We start from the raw sequence: 20,411 nt of genomic DNA, 5'->3' as shown, positions 1-20,411 counted from the left end.
GCGCCCCTCGAAGTGAGGGGCGCCCCTTTCGCGCCCTGAAGGGGCGCGGGGAACTGCGCGACAAGCCACAGCGGACCCGCGGCCGAGTCCAACCGCTACGCGAGCGCGAGCATCCGCTCCAGCGCCAGCTTCGCGAACTGCTCCGTCTCCCGGTCGACCTCGATCTGGTTGACGAGGGTGCCCTCGGCGAGGGACTCCAGCGTCCAGACCAGGTGCGGCAGGTCGATGCGGTTCATGGTCGAGCAGAAGCAGACCGTCTTGTCGAGGAAGACGATCTCCTTGTCCTCCGCGGCGAAACGGTTCGCCAGGCGCCGTACGAGATTCAGCTCGGTGCCGATGGCCCACTTGGAGCCGGCCGGCGCCGCCTCCAGGGTCTTGATGATGTGCTCGGTGGAGCCCACGTGGTCCGCGGCCGCGACGACCTCGTGCTTGCACTCCGGGTGCACCAGGACGTTCACGCCGGGGATGCGCGCGCGCACGTCCTCCACGCTCTCCACGGAGAAGCGGCCGTGCACCGAGCAGTGCCCGCGCCACAGGATCATCTTCGCCGCGCGGAGCTGCTCGACGGTGAGCCCGCCGTTCGGCTTGTGCGGGTTGTAGACCACGCAGTCGTCGAGCGAGAAGCCCATGTCGCGCACGGCGGTGTTCCGGCCCAGGTGCTGGTCGGGCAGGAACAGCACCTTCTCGCCCTGCTCGAAGGCCCACTCCAGCGCGCGCTTGGCGTTCGACGACGTGCATATGGTGCCGCCGTGCTTGCCCGTGAACGCCTTGATGTCCGCGGAGGAGTTCATGTACGAGACGGGCACGACCTGCTCGGCGATCCCGGCGTCGGTCAGCGCGTCCCAGCACTCGGCGACCTGCTCGGCGGTGGCCATGTCGGCCATCGAGCAGCCGGCGGCCAGGTCGGGGAGCACGACCTTCTGGTCGTCCGTGGTCAGGATGTCCGCGGACTCGGCCATGAAGTGCACACCGCAGAAGACGATGTACTCGGCATCGGGCCGTGCGGCGGCGTCCCGCGCCAGCTTGAAGGAGTCGCCGGTCACGTCGGCGAACTGGATGACCTCGTCGCGCTGGTAGTGGTGGCCGAGGACGAAGACCTTCTCCCCGAGCTTCTCCTTGGCGGCGCGGGCGCGCTCCACCAGGCCGGGGTCGGAGGGGGACGGCAGGTCACCCGGACAATCCACGCCGCGCTCGCTCTTGGGGTCGGCCTCGCGGCCGAGCAGCAGCAGCGCGAGCGGCGTGGGCTGGACATCGAGGTCCACGGGGGACTGGGCGGTGGTCACGACACGCACCCTTTCTTCGAGATCAAAAGCGCGGCGGCAGCCGCTCCAGTGGAGCCGGTGCGCGCACCGGGGGCTTTTCGTCTAATTGACGTTATCTATCATAGCTGCTTCACGTCAGTTTGACGACGGCCATAGTGTCGATGTGACGCATTCGCCGGTCCAGCGGGGCCGGGGCCCGATGAGGCGCCGTGTGCGAGCATGAAGGGGTAAGACGTAAGCGCTCGGCCCGGAATGAATCCGCGGCCCCGTCGGTTGCAACCGTCGGCAAGCAGTCTCCGTACAACCCGGGAGAGAAGCAGATGTCCGTATCGGACGAGACCACCACCGTGAGCGACGGCATCCTCCTGTCGGACGCCGCCGCGGGCAAGGTGAAGGGCCTCCTTGAGCAGGAGGGCCGGGACGACCTGGCGCTGCGCGTCGCCGTGCAGCCCGGCGGCTGCTCGGGCCTGCGCTACCAGCTGTTCTTCGACGAGCGCTCGCTCGACGGTGACGTCGTCAAGGACTTCGACGGCGTCAAGGTCGTCACCGACCGGATGAGCGCTCCTTACCTGGGCGGCGCCTCCATCGACTTCGTGGACACCATCGAGAAGCAGGGCTTCACGATCGACAACCCAAACCCCATCGTCTCTTGCGCTTGCGGGGACCCTTTAGGCGAACCATGCCAGAGGAAAAAAAAACAAAAGGACGGGGCCCCCCGGATTTTGGGGGGCCCCCCGCCTTCATGCGCGCTCGTCTCGTCCTCGGCTGCTCGCCGCTACTTGCGCCGCACCGTCTCGCCCGCCGCGTCCACGACCTCGCGGTCGCCCAGCGGCTTGTCGAGCGTGACCGTCTCCTTGATCTCCTTGGCCATCATCACGCAGACCTTGCCCTCCTGCCGCCGCTCGTCCACCGTGACCCGTACGCGGTCGCCGTCCTCGGTCGCGGAGGCGGAGTACTCGCTGCACGCGCCGCCCCAGAAGTGCACGGTCAGCGACGTGCCGTCGGCGGTGTAGGACTCGATGTGCGCCGGCCCGTCGCCGTCCGCGCGCTCCGGCTTCCCGCTGGGCTCGGAGGTGCCCGCGCCGGGCGAGGTCAGGTACTTCGGGGCGACCGCGGGGTGCGTCACCGTGAAGGTGTCCTCGGCGCCCTGCGGCTTCACCTCGAACAGCCAGGACGGCACGAGGGTCTGCCTGCCGCCCACGAAGTGCGTGGCGAGGCCGAACGTCGCGCCGCTGACCTCGATCGGCTGCGGCTTCGGGGGCGTCGGCGAGGGCTCGCAGGGCGCCTGCTTCGTGGAGCCGCCCTCCGTCTTCGTGCTGTCGTCGGCGTGCGGCACCGGGGTCGCGCAGCCGCCGATGCCGATCCGGCCGCCACCGCTGCCGCCCTTGGAGTTCAGCCGGTCCAGCGTCTCCCGGGCGCTGATCACCGGGTACTCGGCGCCCTTCTCCGGCGCCTTCAACCGGCCGCTGCCGCCCACCACTTCGCCGCCCGAGCCGACCTGGATGCCGGTCGACCAGCCGTACGTCGGCAGGCCGCCCACCTTCGGGTCGGCGTTCACCACGCGTACGGCGCCCATGAGCTGGCGGGCGTCCAGCTTCGCGTCGTCCTGGCCGAGCGCCTTCAGCACCGGCGCGGCGGCTTCCTTGGCGGCGCGCTCGCTCACCGCGTCGCCCAGCTCGCCGTTCGGCGCGGTGGAGGCGGCCGAACAGGGCTTGCCCTTCGGGCAGTTGTCGGTGCCGCCCACGCCGTGCCTGGCGTACGTCCAGGTCCCCGGCGCCTGCTTGTTCACCTGCAAGGAGGGGCCTGAGCCGTCCTTGTCCTGCGTCACCTTCCAGGCGCCGTCCCGCAGCGTCGGCGTACCGCTCACGCCGAGCACCTTCGCCAGGGCGACCACCTCGGCGCGGGTGACCTCGCCGCGCGCGTGGTGGACGGCGGCCGACGCGGGGCCCTCGGGCAGCTTGCCGGTCGCCTTGTACGTGGCGCCGTTCGGGTCGGGCTCGCCCGGCGCGATGCCGGGCCCGCCGTCGCTCTTGCGGTCGCTGTCGGTGTGGCCGTCGAGGGCGAGCGGCGGGGGGTTGCCGTCGTCGCCCGCGGGCGCCGCGTCGCCGCGGCCGCCGCCGTCGGACGCGGTCGCCGCGAAGTAGGCGCCACCGCCGCCGATCAGCAGCACGGTGGCCGCGACCGAGGCGACGGCGAGGCGGGACCGCCGCCGTCCCGGTTCGGCCGTCTCATGAACGGATGGCTCGGTGCTCACCGCATCGCTCCTTCGACTGCACTGCTGTCCCTGGAAACCCACGGGCGGGCTTCGTCGTATCCCTGTTCCCCTTTGCGGGGGACGGCGATGGGACGCAGAGGGGGAGCGCACGGTTCCATGGGTCGCGCACCCGGCCCAGCACCAGTCTCTCCCAGTCTCCGCCGACCGACATTCCGGTCTCCGCCGCGTCGGCGTCTCAGTCGCCGTACACCGACATTCCGTCGATCAGCCGGGCGGACGCGGACGGGACGTCGACGCCGTGGATCAGGGAGGGCGGCACGGGCGCGCTCGCGGTCGCGGCGGGCACCGCCCAGTGGGGGGCCATGCGGGCGCAGTCCCCGCGCAGCGTCTCCATGTTCTCCGCCCGCTCCGGGCGCTCCGGCCGCTCCACGGGGGCCGAGGTGTGACGCTTCATGAGGGAATCCTTCGTGACAACGGGCATAACGGAACCGTATGCATCCCGTCACTCAGGAAAAAAGACCTACTATCGGGTAGTTTTGCCACTTCAGCGACGGCGAGTGAACCCGATAGCGTGAACCGTCAACCCCTTGTCTCTCCTCCACAGGAGCATTCAGCCGTGCGTATCGCAGTCACCGGCTCCATCGCCACCGACCACCTGATGACCTTCCCCGGCCGCTTCGCCGACCAGCTGGTCGCCGATCAGCTGCACACGGTCTCCCTCTCGTTCCTGGTCGACGCCCTCGACGTCCGCAGGGGAGGCGTCGCCGCCAACATCAGCTTCGGCATGGGACAGCTCGGCACCCGGCCGATCCTGGTCGGCGCCGCGGGCTCCGACTTCGACGAGTACCGCGCCTGGCTCGACCGGCACGGCGTGGACACCGCGTCGGTCCGGATCTCCGAGACCCTGCACACCGCCCGCTTCGTCTGCACCACGGACGCCGACCACAACCAGATCGGCTCCTTCTACACGGGCGCGATGAGCGAGGCCCGGCTGATCGAGCTGAAGACGGTGGCCGACCGCGTCGGCGGCCTCGACCTCGTCTCGATCGGCGCCGACGACCCCGAGGCGATGCTCCGGCACACCGAGGAGTGCCGCGCCCGCGAGATCCCCTTCGCCGCCGACTTCTCGCAGCAGATCGCCCGCATGGAGGGCGAGGAGATCCGCACCCTCCTCGACGGCGCCACGTACCTCTTCTCCAACGAGTACGAGAAGGGGCTCATCGAGTCCAAGACCGGCTGGAGCGACGCGGAGATCCTCTCCAGGGTCGGCCACCGCGTGACGACCCTCGGCGCGAACGGCGTGCGCATCGAGTCCGTGGGCCAGGACCCGATCGAGGTCGGCGTCCCGGAGGAGAAGGCGAAGGTCGAGCCGACCGGCGTGGGCGACGCGTTCCGCGCGGGCTTCCTCTCCGGCCTCGCCTGGGGCGTCTCCCACGAGCGCGCCGCGCAGGTGGGCTGCATGCTGGCCACCCTGGTGATCGAGACCGTCGGCACCCAGGAGTACGAGCTGCGGCGCAGCGACTTCATGGACCGCTTCACCAAGGCGTACGGCGACGAGGCCGCCTCCGAGGTCCGCACCCGCCTCGCCTGACGGGCACACCCGGTCACGAGCTCCGGCGGACCACATAGGCACGGCCGTGGTCCGCCGGCCGCTCGCCCACGTACTCCTGGCCGCGCATCTCGCACCACGCCGGGATGTCGAGCCGCGCCGCCTCGTCGTCCGCGAGGACGGTCACGGTGGAGCCGACCGGGACGTCCCCGATCACCTTCGCGAGCTCGATGACGGGCAGGGGGCAGCGCTTGCCGAGCGCGTCCACGACGAGCGAAGCCGCCTCCCCGCGGACCTCCGCGGCCGCCGGCGCCCCCAGCTTCTCGCGCACCTCGGACACGGCACCGGGCAGTACGCCGAGGAAGCGCTCCACCTCCGCGGCCTCCGTGCCCAGCGGCAGTGAGACACGTACGTTGCCCTCGCTCAGCACGCCCATGGCCTTGAGCACATGACTCGGCGTCAGCGTCGAACTGGTGCACGACGAGCCGGACGACACGGAGAAACCCGCCCGGTCCAGCTCGTGCAGCAGCGTCTCCCCATCGACATAGAGACAGGAGAAGGTGACGACGTGCGGCAGCCGCCGCTCCGCATCGCCCACCACCTCCACGTCCGGCACCAGGGCGGGCACCCGCTCCCTGATCCGCTCCGTCAGTTCCCGCAGGCGCACCCGCTCCGCATCCGCCTCCGCCCGCACCGCCCGCAGCGAGGCGGCGGCCGCGACGATCGCGGGGATGTTCTGGAACCCGGCGGCGCGCCCGGACTCCCGCTCGTCGGCGGGCCCCTGGACCGCGAACCGCACTCCCTTGCGCACGGCGAGCAGCCCGACCCCCGCGGGCCCGCCCCACTTGTGGGCGCTGCCCGTGAGCAGCGACCAGCCGCCGTCCACCTGGCCCCAGGCCAGCGACTGCGCCGCGTCCACCAGAAGGGGCACCCCGGCCGCGCGGCAGACCTCGGCCACCTCGGCCACCGGCTGCTCGGTGCCGACCTCGTGGTTGGCGGACTGGAGGCACGCGAGCGCGGTGTCCTCGCGCAGCGCTTCGGCGTACCCCTGGGCGGAGACGGAGCCGCCCCGGTCCACGCCCACCTCGGTGACCGTCCCGCCGCCGGTCTCGTGGACCTCGGCCGAATGGAGTACCGACGAGTGTTCGACCGCCGACACGATCAGGTGGCTCCCGGCGCGGCGGCGCCCGGCGAGCGCACCCGCGATCCCGGAGTGCACGGCCCGGGTGCCGGAGGAGGTGAAGACCAGCTCGTCGGTCCTGCACCCCACGGCGTCGGCGGCCGCCTCGCGCGCGGCGTCGAGCAGCAGCCGGGCCCGCCGCCCCTCGCGGTACAGCCGGGCGGGATCGGCCCACCCCTCGTCGAGCGAGGCCTGGAGAGCCTGCCGGGCGACCGGGTGAAGGGGAGCGGAGGAGGCGGCATCGAAGTAGGACACGGGGCAACGCTAGAGCGTCTCCGCCCGGAGGTGCCTCGCAGGTCTGCTCGGGTTGCGCCCCCGTGAGGGGCGCGGGACTGTGACATGGGCGGCTCCGCCGCGTGGGCGCGACCGGCAGGGATGGCCCCGCACCCGCGGACGACGAGATTCCACCACCCCGGCGGGCGCCCGACCCCCCGTCAGAAGGCGGGCACATGCCGAGCCCCCACCCTTCGGAGTGACCCGCGGCGCGTTAGGCACCCTCCCCGCGCGACCCCAAATAGCGTCCAGTAGGGTTTGGTCCGCATAAACATCCAAACCCCTGCCCGCCGCAGGGCGGCGACCGACCAGCGAGAAGGCCGCAGCCAACAGCGCGGGCGAGACTCTCGGGAAGGCGCTACGTGAGTCCCAACGGCTCCGACCGCTCGTCGCGGCGCCCGATGCGGCGGAAGCTGCCGCAGGTGCTGACTGCGGGCCTGATCCTGGCGACCGCCACAGGTTGCACATACAAGGATTTCCCCCGCCTTGGAATGCCCACTCCGGTGACGGAGGAAGCTCCGCGGATTCTCTCCCTCTGGCAGGGCTCGTGGGCGGCAGCGCTCGCCACGGGCGTGCTGGTCTGGGGTCTGATCCTGTGGAGCGTCATCTTCCACCGGCGCAGCCGCACGAAGGTGGAAGTACCTCTCCAGACCCGGTACAACATGCCCATCGAGGCGCTGTACACGGTCGTCCCCCTCATCATCGTCTCCGTGCTCTTCTACTTCACGGCACGGGACGAGTCGAAGCTCCTCAAGCTGGAGGACAAGCCGGCCCACACGATCAACGTGGTCGGCTTCCAGTGGAGCTGGGGCTTCAACTACGTCGAGGACGTCAAGGGTTCCAACAAGGAGGACGCGAAGACCTCCAAGGACCTGGACGCCATTCCGAAGCGTTTCCGCGACGACTTCCCGGCCAACGCCGGTGGCGTCTACGACGTCGGCACGCCCGGCGACCGGAACCCCCAGAACGGCAACCCCGGTCCCACCCTGTGGCTCCCCAAGGGCGAGAAGGTCCGCTTCGTCCTGACTTCACGTGACGTCATCCACTCCTTCTGGGTGGTTCCGTTCCTCATGAAGCAGGACGTCATCCCGGGCCACACCAACGCCTTCGAGGTGACTCCCAACAAGGAGGGCACCTTCATGGGCAAGTGCGCCGAGCTCTGCGGCGTCGACCACTCCCGGATGCTCTTCAACGTCAAGGTCGTCTCTCCCGAGCGCTACCAGAAGCATCTGGAAGAGCTCGCCGAGAAGAACCAGACCGGTTACATCCCGGCCGGCATCGAGCAGACGGGCCACGAGAAGAACCGGGAGACGAACAACCTGTGAGCATCCTCAACGAACCCCAGGGTGCCGCGGCAGCAGCAACGGACTCGTACGAGAACGAGCTGCCCGTCAGGCGCAAGCAGCCGGGAAACGTCGTCATCAAGTGGCTGACCACCACTGACCACAAGACGATCGGCACGATGTACCTGGTCACGTCGTTCGCGTTCTTCTGCATCGGCGGAGTGATGGCGCTCTTCATGCGCGCCGAACTCGCCCGCCCGGGTACGCAGATCATGTCGAACGAGCAGTTCAACCAGGCGTTCACGATGCACGGCACGATCATGCTGCTGATGTTCGCGACGCCGCTGTTCGCCGGTTTCGCGAACTGGATCATGCCGCTCCAGATCGGCGCGCCCGACGTCGCCTTCCCGCGGCTGAACATGTTCGCCTACTGGCTGTACCTCTTCGGCTCGCTCATCGCGGTCGGCGGCTTCCTCACGCCGAACGGTGCGGCCGACTTCGGCTGGTTCGCCTACAGCCCGCTTTCGGACGCGGTCCGTTCGCCGGGCGTCGGCGCCGACATGTGGATCATGGGTCTGGCCTTCTCCGGCTTCGGCACGATCCTCGGCTCGGTCAACTTCATCACCACGATCATCTGCATGCGCGCGCCCGGCATGACCATGTTCCGCATGCCGATCTTCGTGTGGAACGTGCTGCTGACGGCCGTCCTCGTGCTGCTCGCCTTCCCGGTCCTGGCCGCCGCGCTGTTCGCCCTGGAGGCGGACCGTAAATTCGGTGCCCATATCTTTGACGCGGCAAATGGCGGCGCACTGCTGTGGCAACACCTCTTCTGGTTCTTCGGCCATCCAGAGGTGTACATCATCGCCTTGCCGTTCTTCGGCATCATTTCCGAGGTCATTCCGGTCTTCTCCCGCAAGCCGATGTTCGGCTACATGGGCCTGATCGGCGCGACCATCGCCATCGCGGGTCTCTCCGTGACGGTGTGGGCGCACCACATGTACGTCACAGGCGGCGTACTACTGCCGTTCTTCTCCTTCATGACGTTCCTGATCGCCGTGCCAACAGGCGTGAAGTTCTTCAACTGGATCGGAACGATGTGGAAGGGGTCCCTGAGTTTCGAGACCCCGATGCTGTGGGCGGTCGGCTTCCTGATCACCTTCACCTTCGGTGGCCTGACGGGCGTCATCCTCGCCTCGCCCCCGATGGACTTCCACGTCTCGGACTCGTACTTCGTGGTGGCGCACTTCCACTACGTGGTGTTCGGCACCGTCGTCTTCGCGATGTTCTCCGGCTTCCACTTCTGGTGGCCGAAGTTCACCGGCAAGATGCTCGACGAGCGTCTCGGCAAGATCACCTTCTGGACGCTGTTCGTGGGCTTCCACGGCACGTTCCTGGTGCAGCACTGGCTCGGCGCCGAGGGCATGCCGCGTCGCTACGCGGACTACCTCGCCGCGGACGGCTTCACCGCGCTGAACACGATCTCGACGATCTGCTCGTTCCTGCTCGGTCTGTCGATACTGCCGTTCTTCTACAACATCTGGAAGACGGCCAAGTACGGCAAGAAGATCACCGTCGACGACCCGTGGGGCTACGGCCGTTCGCTCGAGTGGGCGACGTCCTGCCCGCCGCCGCGCCACAACTTCGTCACCCTGCCGCGCATCCGCAGTGAATCGCCGGCCTTCGACCTGCACCACCCGGACATCGCGGCCCTCGGCCAGATCGAGAACGCCGGGCAGAAGGACACCGCGCTGTTCGGCGGCGACAAGGAGGCCGCGAAGTGAAGATCCAGGGCAAGATGTTCATCTGGCTGAGCGTCTTCGTCCTCGCCATGGCGATCGTCTATGGCGTGTGGTCGAAGGAGCCGGCCGGTACCACGGCGCTCTTCCTGGCCTTCGGCCTGTGCATCATGATCGGCTACTACCTGGCCTTCACGGCCCGGCGTGTCGACGCCTCCGCACAGGACAACAAGGAGGCCGACGTCGCGGACGAGGCCGGCGAGGTGGGCTTCTTCAGCCCGCACAGCTGGCAGCCGCTCTCGCTCGCCGTCGGTGGCGCGCTCGCCTTCATGGGCGTCGCGTTCGGCTGGTGGCTGCTCTACTTCTCCGCCCCGATGCTGCTGATCGGCCTCTGGGGCTGGGTCTTCGAGTACTACCGCGGCGAGAACCAGACCCAGTGAGTCTGTAGTCCCCGACGCGCCCGAAGGGCCCGGACACTCCTTCTGGAGGTCCGGGCCCTTCGGCGTGCCGCGGCCATCTCGCCCCCCGTACGGGTTACTTCGGCGCGCCGTACACGGTGAATATCCATATCGTGTGCTTATGAGCCAGTCACCGCGTATTCGTACGATATCGGGCTGCACGCTCCTGGTGGCAGCCCTCGGCACGGGCGCCACGGCATGCGGCAGCTCCGACGGCCACCCGCTCTCGGCGCAGCCGTACGACGCGGCCGGCCAGATCGCCTTCAACGCCCCCCTGGGCGGCCAGAAGGCCGACCCGGACAAGCCCCTCGAAGTCACCGCCGAGGGCGAGGACGCGCGCATCACCGATGTGACCGCCACCGACGCCGCGGGCCGGCACCTGGCCGGCGAACTCACCGCCGACGGCGCCCGGTGGCACAGCACCGCGCCGCTCGCGGCCGGCGCCCACTACACGGTGCGGGTGAGCACCGAGGACGAGGACGGCGCGCCCGGCCGCAAGGTCCTGACGTTCGACACCCACGCGGCCCCCGGGAAGAAGCTCCTGAAGGTCACCTTCGGCCCCGAGGCGGGCCTGTACGGCGTCGGACAGCCCGTCACGGCATCGCTCAGCGCCCCGGTGAAGGGCAAGGAGGCCCGCGCGGTCGTGGAGCGGTCCCTGAAGGTCAGGTCCACGCCCGCGACCGAGGGCTCCTGGTACTGGGTGGACAGCGAGACGCTGCACTACCGGCCCAAGGACTACTGGCCCACCCACGCCACCGTCAGCGTCTCCAGCGGCCTCGGGGGCATCAAGGTCGGCGACAGGCTGTGGGGGGCCGAGACCAAGCCGCTCAGGTTCAGCACGGGGGACAGGGTCGAGGCCGTGACGGACGCCGCCTCCCACACGATGACGGTCTACCGCAACGGCGAGGAGATCAACTCCATACCGGTGACCACCGGAAAGCCCGGCTACTCCACGCGCAACGGCGTCAAGGTCGTGCTCGGCAAGGAGTACTTCGTACGCATGCGCGGCACCAGCATCGGCATCCCCAACGGCACATCCGACTCGTACGACCTGCCGGTGTACTACGCCACCCGGCTCACCGACACGGGTGAATACATACACGCCGCGCCCTGGTCCGTGGGCTCGCAGGGCTCCGCCAACGTCAGCCACGGCTGCGTGGGGATGAGCACGAGCAACGCCGCCTGGTTCTTCAAGACGGTGCGGCAGGGCGACATCACCCGGACGATCAACAGCTCCGGCGAGGACATGCCGACGTTCGGCAACGGCCTGGGCGACTGGAACATGGGGTGGAAGAAGTGGCGCGAGGGCAGCGCGGTGTTCCGCGGCGCCAAGGACGGCCCCGCGGCCGTCGAAGCGGCCCGACTGCGGCCGGCGGTCTAGCGGCCCCGCAGAACGGCACGGAGGGCCCCGCGAAGCCGCGGGGCCCTCCGTCGTACGCGTATAAGGGGCGGGTCAGGCGGGTCAGGCCTCCACGGCCAGGCGCTTGCGCAGCAGGGCGGCCAGCGCGTCCGCGAACTCCACCGGATCGACCGGCAGGGTCACCGCGGCCTCCGCCCGGCTCCAGGTGGCCAGCCAGGCGTCCTGCGGGCGCCCGATGAGCAGCAGCACCGGCGGCGCCCTGAAGACCTCGTCCTTGATCTGGCGGCACACGCCCATGCCACCCGCGGGCGTCGCCTCGCCGTCGAACACACAGACGTCCACACCGCCGGAGTCCAGCTCCTTGAGGACCGCGGGCATCGTCGCGCACTCGATGAACTCGACCTCGGGAACGTCCGTCGCAGGCCTGCGCCCGGTGGCCAACCGGACTTGCTCGCGGGTGCTCGCGTTGTCGCTGTAGACCAGCACCGTGGCGGTCGGCTGCATTGTTCCTCCAGTACGTCGAGCAGTCCTGAGCTGAGCTGTGCCGTCATGGGATCGGGAACCGATGCGCGGATGCTACTCCTCCCGACACCCCGTCAACACCTGTTCGGAAGGCCCCGCGATGGGCCATACGGGCAGGACACACCCCGCAGACACTCCGAACGGCACCCCCCGGGGTGAGGGCGGGATAAGCGACCGACATAATGTCGGTCGTGGCGACAGCAACGACAGTAGATACCGGGCACGCGCACCCGCCGGTCAATCGACCGAACCTCACCAGCGTCGGAACCATCATCTGGCTGAGTTCCGAGCTGATGTTCTTCGCGGCCCTCTTCGCGATGTACTTCACCCTGCGATCGGTGACAGGTCCTGATCACTGGAAGGAAATGGCCTCGGCCCTTAACTTCCCGTTCTCGGCGACGAACACCACCATCCTGGTGCTCTCCTCCCTCACGTGTCAGCTAGGCGTGTTCGCCGCTGAACGTGGCGATGTGAAGAAGCTCCGGATGTGGTTCATCGTCACCTTCATCATGGGTTCGATCTTCATCGGCGGTCAGGTGTACGAGTACACCGAGCTGGTCAAGCACGAGGGCCTCTCGCTCTCGTCCGACCCGTACGGCTCGGTCTTCTACCTGACCACCGGCTTCCACGGACTGCATGTGACAGGCGGCCTGATCGCCTTCCTGCTGGTCCTGGGCCGCACCTACGCGGCCAGGAAGTTCACCCATGAACAGGCGACCGCAGCCATCGTCGTGTCCTATTACTGGCACTTCGTCGATGTGGTCTGGATCGGACTCTTCGCCACGATCTACATGATCAAGTAATCGGCGGGGGTCGCTCACGCGACGTACCGACACATTCCAGAAGCATCGACGCAGAAGATCCTGACACCGGGGTAATCCGTGAAAAAGCTCTCCGCACGACGACGCCATCCGCTGGCGGCGGTCGTCGTCCTACTCCTCGCGCTGGCGGCCACCGGGGGGCTGTACGCCGCGTTCGCGCCGGCGGACAAGGCGCAGGCCGACGACACCGCCCAGTCCCTCGCCATCGACGAGGGCAAGAAGCTCTACGCCGTGGGCTGCTCCAGCTGCCACGGAACCGGCGGTCAGGGCTCCTCCGACGGTCCGAGCCTGGTCGGCGTGGGCGCCGCGGCGGTCGACTTCCAGGTCGGCACCGGGCGCATGCCGCTCCAGCAGCAGGGTGCCCAGGCACCCAAGAAGAAGGTCATTTACAACCAGGCCCAGATCGACCAGCTCGCGGCGTACATCTCGTCGCTGGGCGCCGGTCCTTCGGTTCCGACCGAGAAGCAGTACAGCCCGGACGGGGCGGACATCGCCAAGGGTGGCGAGCTGTTCCGCACCAACTGTGCCCAGTGCCACAACTTCACTGGTGAAGGTGGCGCGCTCACGCACGGCAAGTTCGCGCCGCCGCTCGATGATGTCTCCCCGAAGCACATCTACGAGGCCATGCAGACCGGCCCGCAGAACATGCCGTCCTTCCCCGACACCACGATGCCGGAGAAGGAGAAGAAGGACATCATCGCGTACCTCGACGCGGTCAACGGCGAGAAGACCGAGAGCCCTGGCGGTCTGAAGCTGGGTGGTCTGGGTCCGGTCAGTGAAGGCCTCTTCGGCTGGATCTTCGGTCTCGGTTCGCTGATCGCGGTCGCCGTGTGGGTCGCCGCTCGGACCGCAAAGGCCAAGAAGTCATGAGTAGCCAAGAGATTCCAGAAGAGAAGAACCTGCCGGCTGAGCAGGACACCGAGCACGGCTCGGTAGCCGTGGCGGACGAGAACCCGTTCGCCGACCCGGGCCTCCCGCCGCACGAGCACCGTGTCCAGGACATCGACGAGCGGGCCGCGAGGCGCTCCGAGCGCGCGATCGCGTTCATGTTCACGCTGTCCATGCTGGCCACGGTGGGCTTCATCGCCTCGTTCGTGACCATCCCGGCGGACAAGAGCATCTTCGTCTGGCCGATCGGGCACATCAGCGGTCTCAACTTCGCCCTGGGTCTGACCCTGGGTGTGGCGCTGTTCTGCATCGGCGCGGGCGCGGTCCACTGGGCCCGCACCCTGATGTCCGACGTGGAGGTCGCCGACGACCGGCACCCCATCGAGGCCGAGCCCGAGGTCAGGGCCAAGGTCATGGCCGACTTCAAGGCCGGTGCCGAGGAGTCGCAGTTCGGTCGGCGCAAGCTGATCCGCAACACGATGTTCGGCGCGCTCGCCCTGGTCCCGCTCTCCGGCGTCGTCCTCCTGCGCGACCTCGGTCCGCTGCCCGAGGACAAGCTCCGGCACACCAAGTGGGCCAAGGGCAAGAAGCTCGTCAACATGAACACGCACGAGCCGCTGCGTCCCTCGGACGTGCAGGTCGGTTCGCTGACGTTCGCCATGCCCGAGGGCATGTCGGAGCACGACCACGACTTCCAGGTCCAGATCGCCAAGGCCGCCCTGATGATCATCCGTATCCAGCCGGAGAACATCAAGGACAAGCGCGAGCTGGAGTGGTCGCACGACGGCATCGTCGCCTACTCCAAGATCTGCACCCACGTGGGCTGCCCGATCTCCCTGTACGAGCAGCAGACGCACCACGCCCTCTGCCCGTGCCACCAGTCCACCTTCGACCTCTCCGACGGTGCCCGAGTGATCTTCGGCCCCGCTGGTCACGCCCTGCCGCAGCTGCGGATCGGTGTGAACGAGGAGGGCTACCTCGAGGCGCTCGGCGACTTCGACGAGCCCGTCGGTCCTGCCTTCTTCGAGAGGGGCTGACCTGATGAGCAGCGACAACAAGAAGAAGGCACCCGCCGGCGAGCGGGTGGCCGACTGGGCCGACGGCCGTCTTGGGATCTACTCCCTGGCCAAGGCCAACATGCGCAAGATCTTCCCGGACCACTGGTCCTTCATGCTCGGCGAGATCTGCATGTACAGCTTCATCATCATCATCCTCACGGGTGTGTATCTGACGCTGTTCTTCCACCCGTCGATGAACGAGGTGGAGTACACCGGCAGCTACGTCCCGCTGCAGGGACAGCTGATGTCCGAGGCGTTCAACTCGACCATGCACATCTCCTTCGATGTGCGCGGTGGTCTGCTGATCCGGCAGATCCACCACTGGGCGGCGCTGATCTTCCTCGCCGGCATGTTCGTGCACATGATGCGCGTGTTCTTCACGGGCGCCTTCCGCAAGCCGCGTGAGGTCAACTGGCTGTTCGGCTTCCTGCTGTTCGTCCTCGGCATGTTCACCGGTTTCACCGGTTACTCGCTCCCGGACGACCTGCTCTCCGGCACCGGTGTCCGCTTCATGCAGGGCGCGATCCTGTCCGTCCCGGTCGTCGGCACGTACCTGTCGATGTTCCTGTTCGGCGGGGAGTTCCCCGGCGGCGACTTCGTGGCGCGCTTCTACTCGGTGCACATCCTGCTGCTGCCGGGCATCATGCTGGGCCTGATGGTGGCGCACCTGATCCTGGTCTTCTACCACAAGCACACGCAGTTCGCGGGCCCCGGCAAGTCCAACAAGAACGTCGTCGGCATGCCGCTGCTGCCCGTCTACATGGCCAAGGCCGGAGGCTTCTTCTTCCTGGTCTTCGGTGTCATCGCGGTCATCTCGGCGATCGCCTCGATCAACCCGATCTGGGCCATCGGCCCGTACCGGCCGGACCAGGTGTCCACCGGTGCGCAGCCCGACTGGTACATGGGCTTCTCCGAAGGCCTGATCCGTGTCATGCCGGGCTGGGAGATCAACCTCTGGGGTCACACGCTCGTCCTGGGTGTGTTCATCCCGCTGATGATCATCTTCCCGCTGGTCCTCGTCGTGATCGCGGTCTACCCGTTCCTCGAGGCCTGGGTCACCGGCGACAAGCGCGAGCACCACATCCTGGACCGCCCGCGCAACGCCCCGACCCGGACCGCGTTCGGCGTTGCCTGGATCACCTGGTACATGGTCATGCTGATCGGTGGTGGAAACGACCTCTGGGCCACGCACTTCCACCTGTCGATCAACGCGATCACCTGGTTCGTGCGCATCGCCTTCTTCGTCGCCCCGGTCATCGCGTTCATCGTCACCAAGCGGATCTGCCTGGGTCTTCAGCGGCGTGACAGGGACAAGGTGCTGCACGGCCGCGAGTCGGGCATCATCAAGCGCCTGCCGCACGGCGAGTTCATCGAGATCCACGAGCCGCTCGGCAAGGACCAGCTCCACACGCTGACCGCGCACGAGCAGTACAAGCCGGTCGAGATCGGCCCGACGGTCGACGAGAACGGTGTCGAGCGCAAGGTCACCGGCGCGCAGAAGCTGCGGGCCAAGCTCTCCAAGGGCTACTACGGGGAGGACAACCAGATCCCCAAGCCCACCGCCGAGGAGTACAAGGAGATCACGAGCGGCCACGGTCACCACTGATCGACTGAAGCTCGACGAGCTGTAGACCACAAGGTCGCCACGGCAGGAGCCCCGTCCATTGCATGGACGGGGCTCTTTGCCGTCCCCAGGGCTGGATAGGGTGGTGCCACCCCTTACGTACCGGACGGAAAACCAGGAGCGGCCATGAGCGCTGTGACCCCCGCAGGAGGCACCACCGCGGCGGGCCGTTCCTGGCCCGACGTACTGAACGGACTGCTCGACGGGCGCGACCAGAGCGCCGACGACACGGCCTGGGCCATGGACCGCATCATGCGCGGCGAGGCCACCGACGCGCAGATCGCGGGCTTCGTCGTGGCGCTGCGGGCCAAGGGCGAGACCGTGGAGGAGATCTCCGGTCTCGTACGCGCCATGTACGAGCACGCCAACGTGATCGAGGTGCCGGGCGAGACGGTCGACATCGTCGGCACGGGCGGCGACGGCGCCAAGACGGTGAACATCTCCACGATGTCGGCGATCGTCATCGCGGGCACCGGCGCGAAGGTCGTCAAGCACGGCAACCGCGCCGCGTCCTCGGCCAGCGGCGCGTCCGACGTCCTGGAGAAGCTGGGCGTCAACCTCCAGCTCACCCCCGAACGGGTCGTCGAGGTCGCGGAGGAGGCGGGGATCACCTTCTGCTTCGCGGTGAAGTTCCACCCGGCGCTGCGACACGCCGGTGCCGCGCGCAGCCAGCTGGGCATCAGGACCGTCTTCAACCTCCTCGGTCCGCTCACCAACCCGGCCAGGGTGCGGTCCCAGGCGGTCGGTGTCGCCGACGCGCGGATGGCGCCCGTGGTCGCCGGTGTCTTCGCCGAGCGCGGGCACTCCTCGCTCGTCTTCCGGGGCGACGACGGTCTCGACGAGCTGACGACGACGTCCACCTCCCGCGTCTGGGTGGTGCGCGACGGAGCCGTCCGCGAGGAGGCCTTCGACCCCCGTGACGTCGGCATCGGCCTGGTGCCCGTCGAGGCGCTGCGCGGCGCCGACGCCTCGTACAACGCGGAGGTCGCCCGGCGGCTGCTCGACGGCGAGAGCGGCCCGGTGCGCGACGCGGTGCTCCTCAACTCCGCGGCGGCCCTGGTGGCCCTCGCACGGGGCGAGGGCAGCCTGGAGGAGCAGATCCGTGCCGCGATGGCGCGGGCGGCGGAGTCGATCGACTCCGGGGCGGCGAAGCGGGCCCTGGAGCGCTGGGTGTCCGCCAGCAACCGCTGAGCGGGGCGGGACGTGTGACGCGGGGCGCAGTCCGGATTCTGGACCGCGCCTTGCGCACCGAAGATCGTGTGGCAGGATGCTGCACAGGTCATGAGTGACAGCGACTACGGCCCCGGCCCGCTGTCCGGCAACCCTCCGTCCGTGGCGGGGTGCCCCGGGTGAAGACCAGGTCGTACGCAGCAAGGCGTATGGCAAGCGCGGACCCCTGGACATCGTCGTATGTCACAGCCCTGGGGTCCTGGTCCTCAAGGGAGCAGTCTCGTGAGCAAGCGAATGCGATAGGGCCTCGGGCCCCGTTCGCCGTATCCCCTCCGCCCGGCCCAGAGCGCCGCGCGTCGAGGCAACACCCGTACGCGGAACCGCTGTTCGGCCGCCGCACGGGATCTTACGCAGCTGTTCCACCATGCCCGCAGGGAGACTTCGCCATGTCCGCACGCCCCGCCGCCGCCCAGACCGCCCCCGCCGCCGAGTCCGCCGACCCCTGCTGCGCGCCGCCGCTGCCCGTGCTCGGCAGGGACGTCACCGTGCCGCTCGTCACCGGCGGGGAGGTCACCTACGCGGCGCTCGACTACGCGGCGAGCGCCCCGGCGCTTCAGCGGGTCTGGGACGACGTGGCCGCCTACGCCCCGTACTACGGCAGCGTGCACCGCGGCGCCGGGTACCTCTCGCAGCTCTCCACCGACCTCTTCGAGAACTCCCGGGCCACCGTCGCCGAGTTCCTCGACTGCCGCGAGGGCGACCAGGTCGTCTTCACCCGGTCCACCACCGACTCGCTGAACCTGCTCGCCGCCGCCCTGCCCGCCGACTGCGAGGTCTTCGTCTTCGAGACCGAGCACCACGCCTCGCTCCTGCCGTGGCGGGACGCCCGCGTCACCTACCTCAACGCCCCGCGCACCCCCGACGCGGCCGTGCACACCCTGGAGCGGGCGCTGGCCGACCGCGAGCCCTACGGGCCCGCCCTGGTCTGCGTGACCGGTGCCTCCAACGTCACGGGCGAGCTGTGGCCGGTCAAGGAGCTGGCCGCCGCCGCGCACGCGCACGGGGCCCGGATCGTCCTCGACGCCGCGCAGCTCGCGCCCCACCACGCGGTGTCCGTACGCGAGCTGGACGTCGACTGGGTCGCGTTCTCCGGGCACAAGCTGTACGCGCCCTTCGGCTCCGGCGTCCTCGCGGGCCGCTCCGACTGGCTGCGCGCCGCCGAGCCCTACCTCGCGGGCGGCGGCGCCTCGCGGAAGGTGGCGCGGCGCGCGGACGGCGGCGTGGACGTGGAGTGGCACGACACCGCCGCCCGCCACGAGGCCGGGTCGCCCAACGTCATCGGCGTCTACTCCATCGCCTCCGCCTGCAAGGCGCTCACCGAGGCCGGCTTCGACGAGCTGGTGGCCCGCGAGCGGCACCTCATCGCGAAGGTGCGCGAGGGGCTCGCCGAGGTGCCCGCCGTCCGGGTGCTCTCGCTCTTCGGTGACGACGCGCCGCGCGTGGGCGTCATCTCCTTCGTCGTGGACGGCTGGAACAGCTCGCACTTCGCCGCCGCGCTCTCCGCCGAGTACGGGATCGGCGTACGGGACGGCCTGTTCTGCGCCCACCCGCTGGTGCGCACCCTGCTCGGCAGCGAGGCCGACGAGCCCGGCGAGTGCGGCGCCCCCGAGGCCGCGCCCGGCGAGAAGTCGCTGAACGCGATCCGCGTGAGCTTCGGCGCGGGCACCCCCGACGAGCACGTCGAGCGTTTCGTACGGGCCGTCAAGGAGCTGGTGGCGGACGGCGCCCGGTGGAACTACCGCACCGAGGACGGCCGTTGCGTGCCGGACACCGGCGTGACCGCGTGACCCGTCCGGCCGCTCCTCAGCCGTGACCCGAGCACGATCATCCGCAGGGCCCGCTCGGTCGCGTCGGTGAGGAACTCGCCGCCCCTGCCGAGGGCCTCGGTCAGGGAGACCGGGGCCGGCAGGATCGCGCTGTAGGCGTCGACGCCCACCGCCCGCACATGGTGGGCGCCCTGCCCGATCGTGCCCGCGAGCACCAGCACCGGGCGGCCCGAGCGCTTGGCGCGGCGGGCCACCTCCGCCGGGATCTTGCCGCGCGGCGTCTGGTGGTCGAGGGCGCCCTCCGCAGTGACGACCAGGTCGGCGCGGGCCAGGCGGGCATCCAGGTCGAGCCGGCCGAGCAGCACGTCGAAGCGGGGCAGCAGCCGCGCGCCCAGGGCGGCCAGGCCCGCCCCGAGGCCGCCGGACGCGCCGGTGCCAGGACCCTCGAAGAGGTCGGTTACGACGCGGAGGTCACGCGTGAGGATGTGCGCCCAGTGTTCGAGACCCGCGGCGAGCTGCTCGACCTGCGCGGGCGTCGCGCCCTTCTGGGGGCCGAAGACGCGGGCGACGCCGCGCTCGCCGCAGAGCACGTTGAAGGGGTTGCACGCCACGCGGATGTCGGTGTCCGCGAGGCGCGGGTCGAGGCCGCTCGCGTCGATCCGGCTCAGCCGCGCCAGCTCCCGGCCGCCGCGCGGCAGTTCCCAGCCGTCGGCGTCCAGGAGGCGGGCGCCCAGGGCCTGGAGTGCGCCCGCGCCGCCGTCGGAGGTGCCCGAGTCGCCGCAGCCGACCAGGATGCGGCGGGCGCCCGCGTCCAGGGCGGCGCGGATCAGCTCGCCGACGCCGTACGTCGTGGTGGCGCCCGGGTCGCGCAGATCGCGGGGGACCAGGGCGAGCCCGGCGACGGCGGCCATCTCGACGACCGCCGTGCCGTCGCGGAGCAGCGCGAAGTGCGTGCCGATCCGCTGGCCGACGGGACCGGTGGCGGGCAGCGCGACGAGCCGGCCGCCGTCCGCGGACGCCAGGGCGCGGGCCGTGCCCTCGCCGCCGTCCACCAGCGGGATCAGATCGGTCTCGGCGTGCGGGACGACACGGCGTACCCCCGCGGCGATGGCATCGGCCGCGGAGCCCGCGGACAGGGACTCCTTGAAGCCGCTGGGAGCGATGGCGAAACGGGTCAGCATGAGGT

At 69.4% G+C, this 20,411-nt stretch carries 17 protein-coding genes, 1 pseudogene and 1 riboswitch; of the genes and pseudogenes, 12 read left to right on the top strand and 6 right to left on the bottom strand.

All coding sequences use genetic code 11. The annotated features are described in order from the left end of the window. Positions 1-95 precede the first annotated feature (95 nt). Positions 96-1,292 (bottom strand): quinolinate synthase NadA, encoded by a 1,197-nt coding sequence (gene nadA, locus ACZ6JY_RS24400; protein ID WP_469198722.1) that lies wholly within the window; start codon positions 1,290-1,292, stop codon positions 96-98. A gap of 290 nt (positions 1,293-1,582) precedes the next feature. On the opposite strand from nadA, the pseudogene ACZ6JY_RS24395 reads away from it, so the two are divergent. Continuing rightward, positions 1,583-1,927, top strand: a pseudogene (locus tag ACZ6JY_RS24395) (HesB/IscA family protein); the annotation flags it as partial. A 110-nt stretch (positions 1,928-2,037) separates the two neighbouring features. On the opposite strand, the gene ACZ6JY_RS24390 reads toward ACZ6JY_RS24395, so the two are convergent. Continuing rightward, a complete protein-coding gene (locus tag ACZ6JY_RS24390) occupies positions 2,038-3,516 on the bottom strand; it encodes a flagellar basal body-associated FliL family protein (protein WP_469198720.1) in 1,479 nt (492 codons plus the stop codon). A 196-nt stretch (positions 3,517-3,712) separates the two neighbouring features. Then, entirely contained in the window at positions 3,713-3,931 is a 219-nt protein-coding gene (locus ACZ6JY_RS24385) for a hypothetical protein (protein WP_469198804.1), read from the bottom strand. A 162-nt stretch (positions 3,932-4,093) separates the two neighbouring features. Here ACZ6JY_RS24385 and ACZ6JY_RS24380 point away from each other — a divergent pair, with 162 nt between their 5' ends. Further along, the gene (locus ACZ6JY_RS24380; RefSeq protein ID WP_469198718.1) at positions 4,094-5,068 is read left to right on the top strand and encodes a carbohydrate kinase family protein; all 975 of its coding nucleotides are present in this window, start codon (positions 4,094-4,096) and stop codon (positions 5,066-5,068) included. Positions 5,069-5,081: 13 nt separating this feature from the next. Here the strand turns inward: ACZ6JY_RS24380 and ACZ6JY_RS24375 are convergent, their stop codons facing one another. Beyond that, positions 5,082-6,461, bottom strand: coding sequence for an aminotransferase class V-fold PLP-dependent enzyme (locus ACZ6JY_RS24375; protein ID WP_469198716.1), 1,380 nt, complete (start codon positions 6,459-6,461; stop codon positions 5,082-5,084). 380 nt (positions 6,462-6,841) lie between these two features. On the opposite strand from ACZ6JY_RS24375, the gene ctaC reads away from it, so the two are divergent. The 4 genes from ctaC (at position 6,842) to ACZ6JY_RS24355 (ending at position 11,337) form a co-directional block, all read left to right on the top strand. Further along, complete coding sequence (gene ctaC / locus ACZ6JY_RS24370; protein ID WP_469198714.1) at positions 6,842-7,804, top strand: aa3-type cytochrome oxidase subunit II; 963 nt, start codon at positions 6,842-6,844, stop codon at positions 7,802-7,804. Then, entirely contained in the window at positions 7,801-9,543 is a 1,743-nt protein-coding gene (gene ctaD / locus ACZ6JY_RS24365) for an aa3-type cytochrome oxidase subunit I (RefSeq protein WP_469198712.1), read from the top strand. Before ctaC ends, ctaD begins: the two co-directional genes overlap by 4 nt. Beyond that, entirely contained in the window at positions 9,540-9,938 is a 399-nt protein-coding gene (locus ACZ6JY_RS24360; RefSeq protein ID WP_369213389.1) for a cytochrome c oxidase subunit 4, read from the top strand. The genes ctaD and ACZ6JY_RS24360 overlap by 4 nt, the downstream gene beginning before the upstream one ends. 139 nt (positions 9,939-10,077) lie before the next feature. Beyond that, positions 10,078-11,337, top strand: a complete 1,260-nt coding sequence (locus ACZ6JY_RS24355) for a L,D-transpeptidase (RefSeq protein ID WP_469198710.1) — start codon at positions 10,078-10,080, stop codon at positions 11,335-11,337. 81 nt (positions 11,338-11,418) lie between these two features. Here ACZ6JY_RS24355 and ACZ6JY_RS24350 read toward each other — a convergent pair whose 3' ends face one another. Continuing rightward, on the bottom strand, positions 11,419-11,820 hold the full coding sequence (locus tag ACZ6JY_RS24350; protein WP_469198708.1) for a hypothetical protein: 402 nt from the start codon (positions 11,818-11,820) through the stop codon (positions 11,419-11,421). A 200-nt stretch (positions 11,821-12,020) separates the two neighbouring features. On the opposite strand from ACZ6JY_RS24350, the gene ctaE reads away from it, so the two are divergent. From ctaE to ACZ6JY_RS24320, 6 genes are all read left to right on the top strand, one after another. Next, complete coding sequence (gene ctaE / locus ACZ6JY_RS24345; RefSeq protein WP_469198706.1) at positions 12,021-12,641, top strand: aa3-type cytochrome oxidase subunit III; 621 nt, start codon at positions 12,021-12,023, stop codon at positions 12,639-12,641. Between the two features lie 78 nt (positions 12,642-12,719). Further along, the gene (gene qcrC, locus ACZ6JY_RS24340) at positions 12,720-13,529 is read left to right on the top strand and encodes a cytochrome bc1 complex diheme cytochrome c subunit (RefSeq protein ID WP_469198704.1); all 810 of its coding nucleotides are present in this window, start codon (positions 12,720-12,722) and stop codon (positions 13,527-13,529) included. Then, positions 13,526-14,584 (top strand): cytochrome bc1 complex Rieske iron-sulfur subunit, encoded by a 1,059-nt coding sequence (qcrA, locus tag ACZ6JY_RS24335; protein WP_469198702.1) that lies wholly within the window; start codon positions 13,526-13,528, stop codon positions 14,582-14,584. Before qcrC ends, qcrA begins: the two co-directional genes overlap by 4 nt. A gap of 4 nt (positions 14,585-14,588) precedes the next feature. Next, complete coding sequence (gene qcrB, locus ACZ6JY_RS24330) at positions 14,589-16,211, top strand: cytochrome bc1 complex cytochrome b subunit (protein ID WP_469198700.1); 1,623 nt, start codon at positions 14,589-14,591, stop codon at positions 16,209-16,211. Positions 16,212-16,355: 144 nt separating this feature from the next. Beyond that, the gene (gene trpD / locus ACZ6JY_RS24325) at positions 16,356-17,420 is read left to right on the top strand and encodes an anthranilate phosphoribosyltransferase (RefSeq protein WP_469198698.1); all 1,065 of its coding nucleotides are present in this window, start codon (positions 16,356-16,358) and stop codon (positions 17,418-17,420) included. Positions 17,421-17,506: 86 nt separating this feature from the next. Beyond that, positions 17,507-17,624, top strand: a riboswitch (SAM riboswitch). Between the two features lie 221 nt (positions 17,625-17,845). Further along, positions 17,846-19,246 carry an aminotransferase class V-fold PLP-dependent enzyme gene (locus tag ACZ6JY_RS24320; protein ID WP_469198696.1) on the top strand — a complete coding sequence of 467 codons (1,401 nt, stop codon included), beginning with the start codon at positions 17,846-17,848 and terminating at the stop codon, positions 19,244-19,246. Here the strand turns inward: ACZ6JY_RS24320 and ACZ6JY_RS24315 are convergent. Beyond that, on the bottom strand, positions 19,195-20,406 hold the full coding sequence (locus ACZ6JY_RS24315; protein WP_469198694.1) for a glycerate kinase family protein: 1,212 nt from the start codon (positions 20,404-20,406) through the stop codon (positions 19,195-19,197). The two genes, ACZ6JY_RS24320 and ACZ6JY_RS24315, sit on opposite strands and share 52 nt — an antisense overlap. Positions 20,407-20,411: the final 5 nt, after the last annotated feature.

The sequence above is a fragment of the Streptomyces sp. NPDC046335 genome (assembly GCF_055587985.1).
The sequence above is the reverse complement of the archived record's forward strand: the minus strand, read 5'-3'. Positions and strand labels throughout refer to the sequence as shown.

What these genes read in the sequence shown, in the direction of transcription:
- ACZ6JY_RS24350 (WP_469198708.1), bottom strand. Translation starts at nt 11,820, where the DNA reads ATGCAGCCGACCGCCACGGTGCTGGTCTACAGCGACAACGCGAGCACC.
- ctaE (WP_469198706.1), top strand. Translation starts at nt 12,021, where the DNA reads ATGTCGGTCGTGGCGACAGCAACGACAGTAGATACCGGGCACGCGCAC.
- qcrB (WP_469198700.1), top strand. Translation starts at nt 14,589, where the DNA reads ATGAGCAGCGACAACAAGAAGAAGGCACCCGCCGGCGAGCGGGTGGCC.
- ACZ6JY_RS24320 (WP_469198696.1), top strand. Translation starts at nt 17,846, where the DNA reads ATGTCCGCACGCCCCGCCGCCGCCCAGACCGCCCCCGCCGCCGAGTCC.
- qcrA (WP_469198702.1), top strand. Translation starts at nt 13,526, where the DNA reads ATGAGTAGCCAAGAGATTCCAGAAGAGAAGAACCTGCCGGCTGAGCAG.
- ACZ6JY_RS24315 (WP_469198694.1), bottom strand. Translation starts at nt 20,406, where the DNA reads ATGCTGACCCGTTTCGCCATCGCTCCCAGCGGCTTCAAGGAGTCCCTG.
- ACZ6JY_RS24385 (WP_469198804.1), bottom strand. Translation starts at nt 3,931, where the DNA reads ATGAAGCGTCACACCTCGGCCCCCGTGGAGCGGCCGGAGCGCCCGGAG.
- ACZ6JY_RS24355 (WP_469198710.1), top strand. Translation starts at nt 10,078, where the DNA reads ATGAGCCAGTCACCGCGTATTCGTACGATATCGGGCTGCACGCTCCTG.
- trpD (WP_469198698.1), top strand. Translation starts at nt 16,356, where the DNA reads ATGAGCGCTGTGACCCCCGCAGGAGGCACCACCGCGGCGGGCCGTTCC.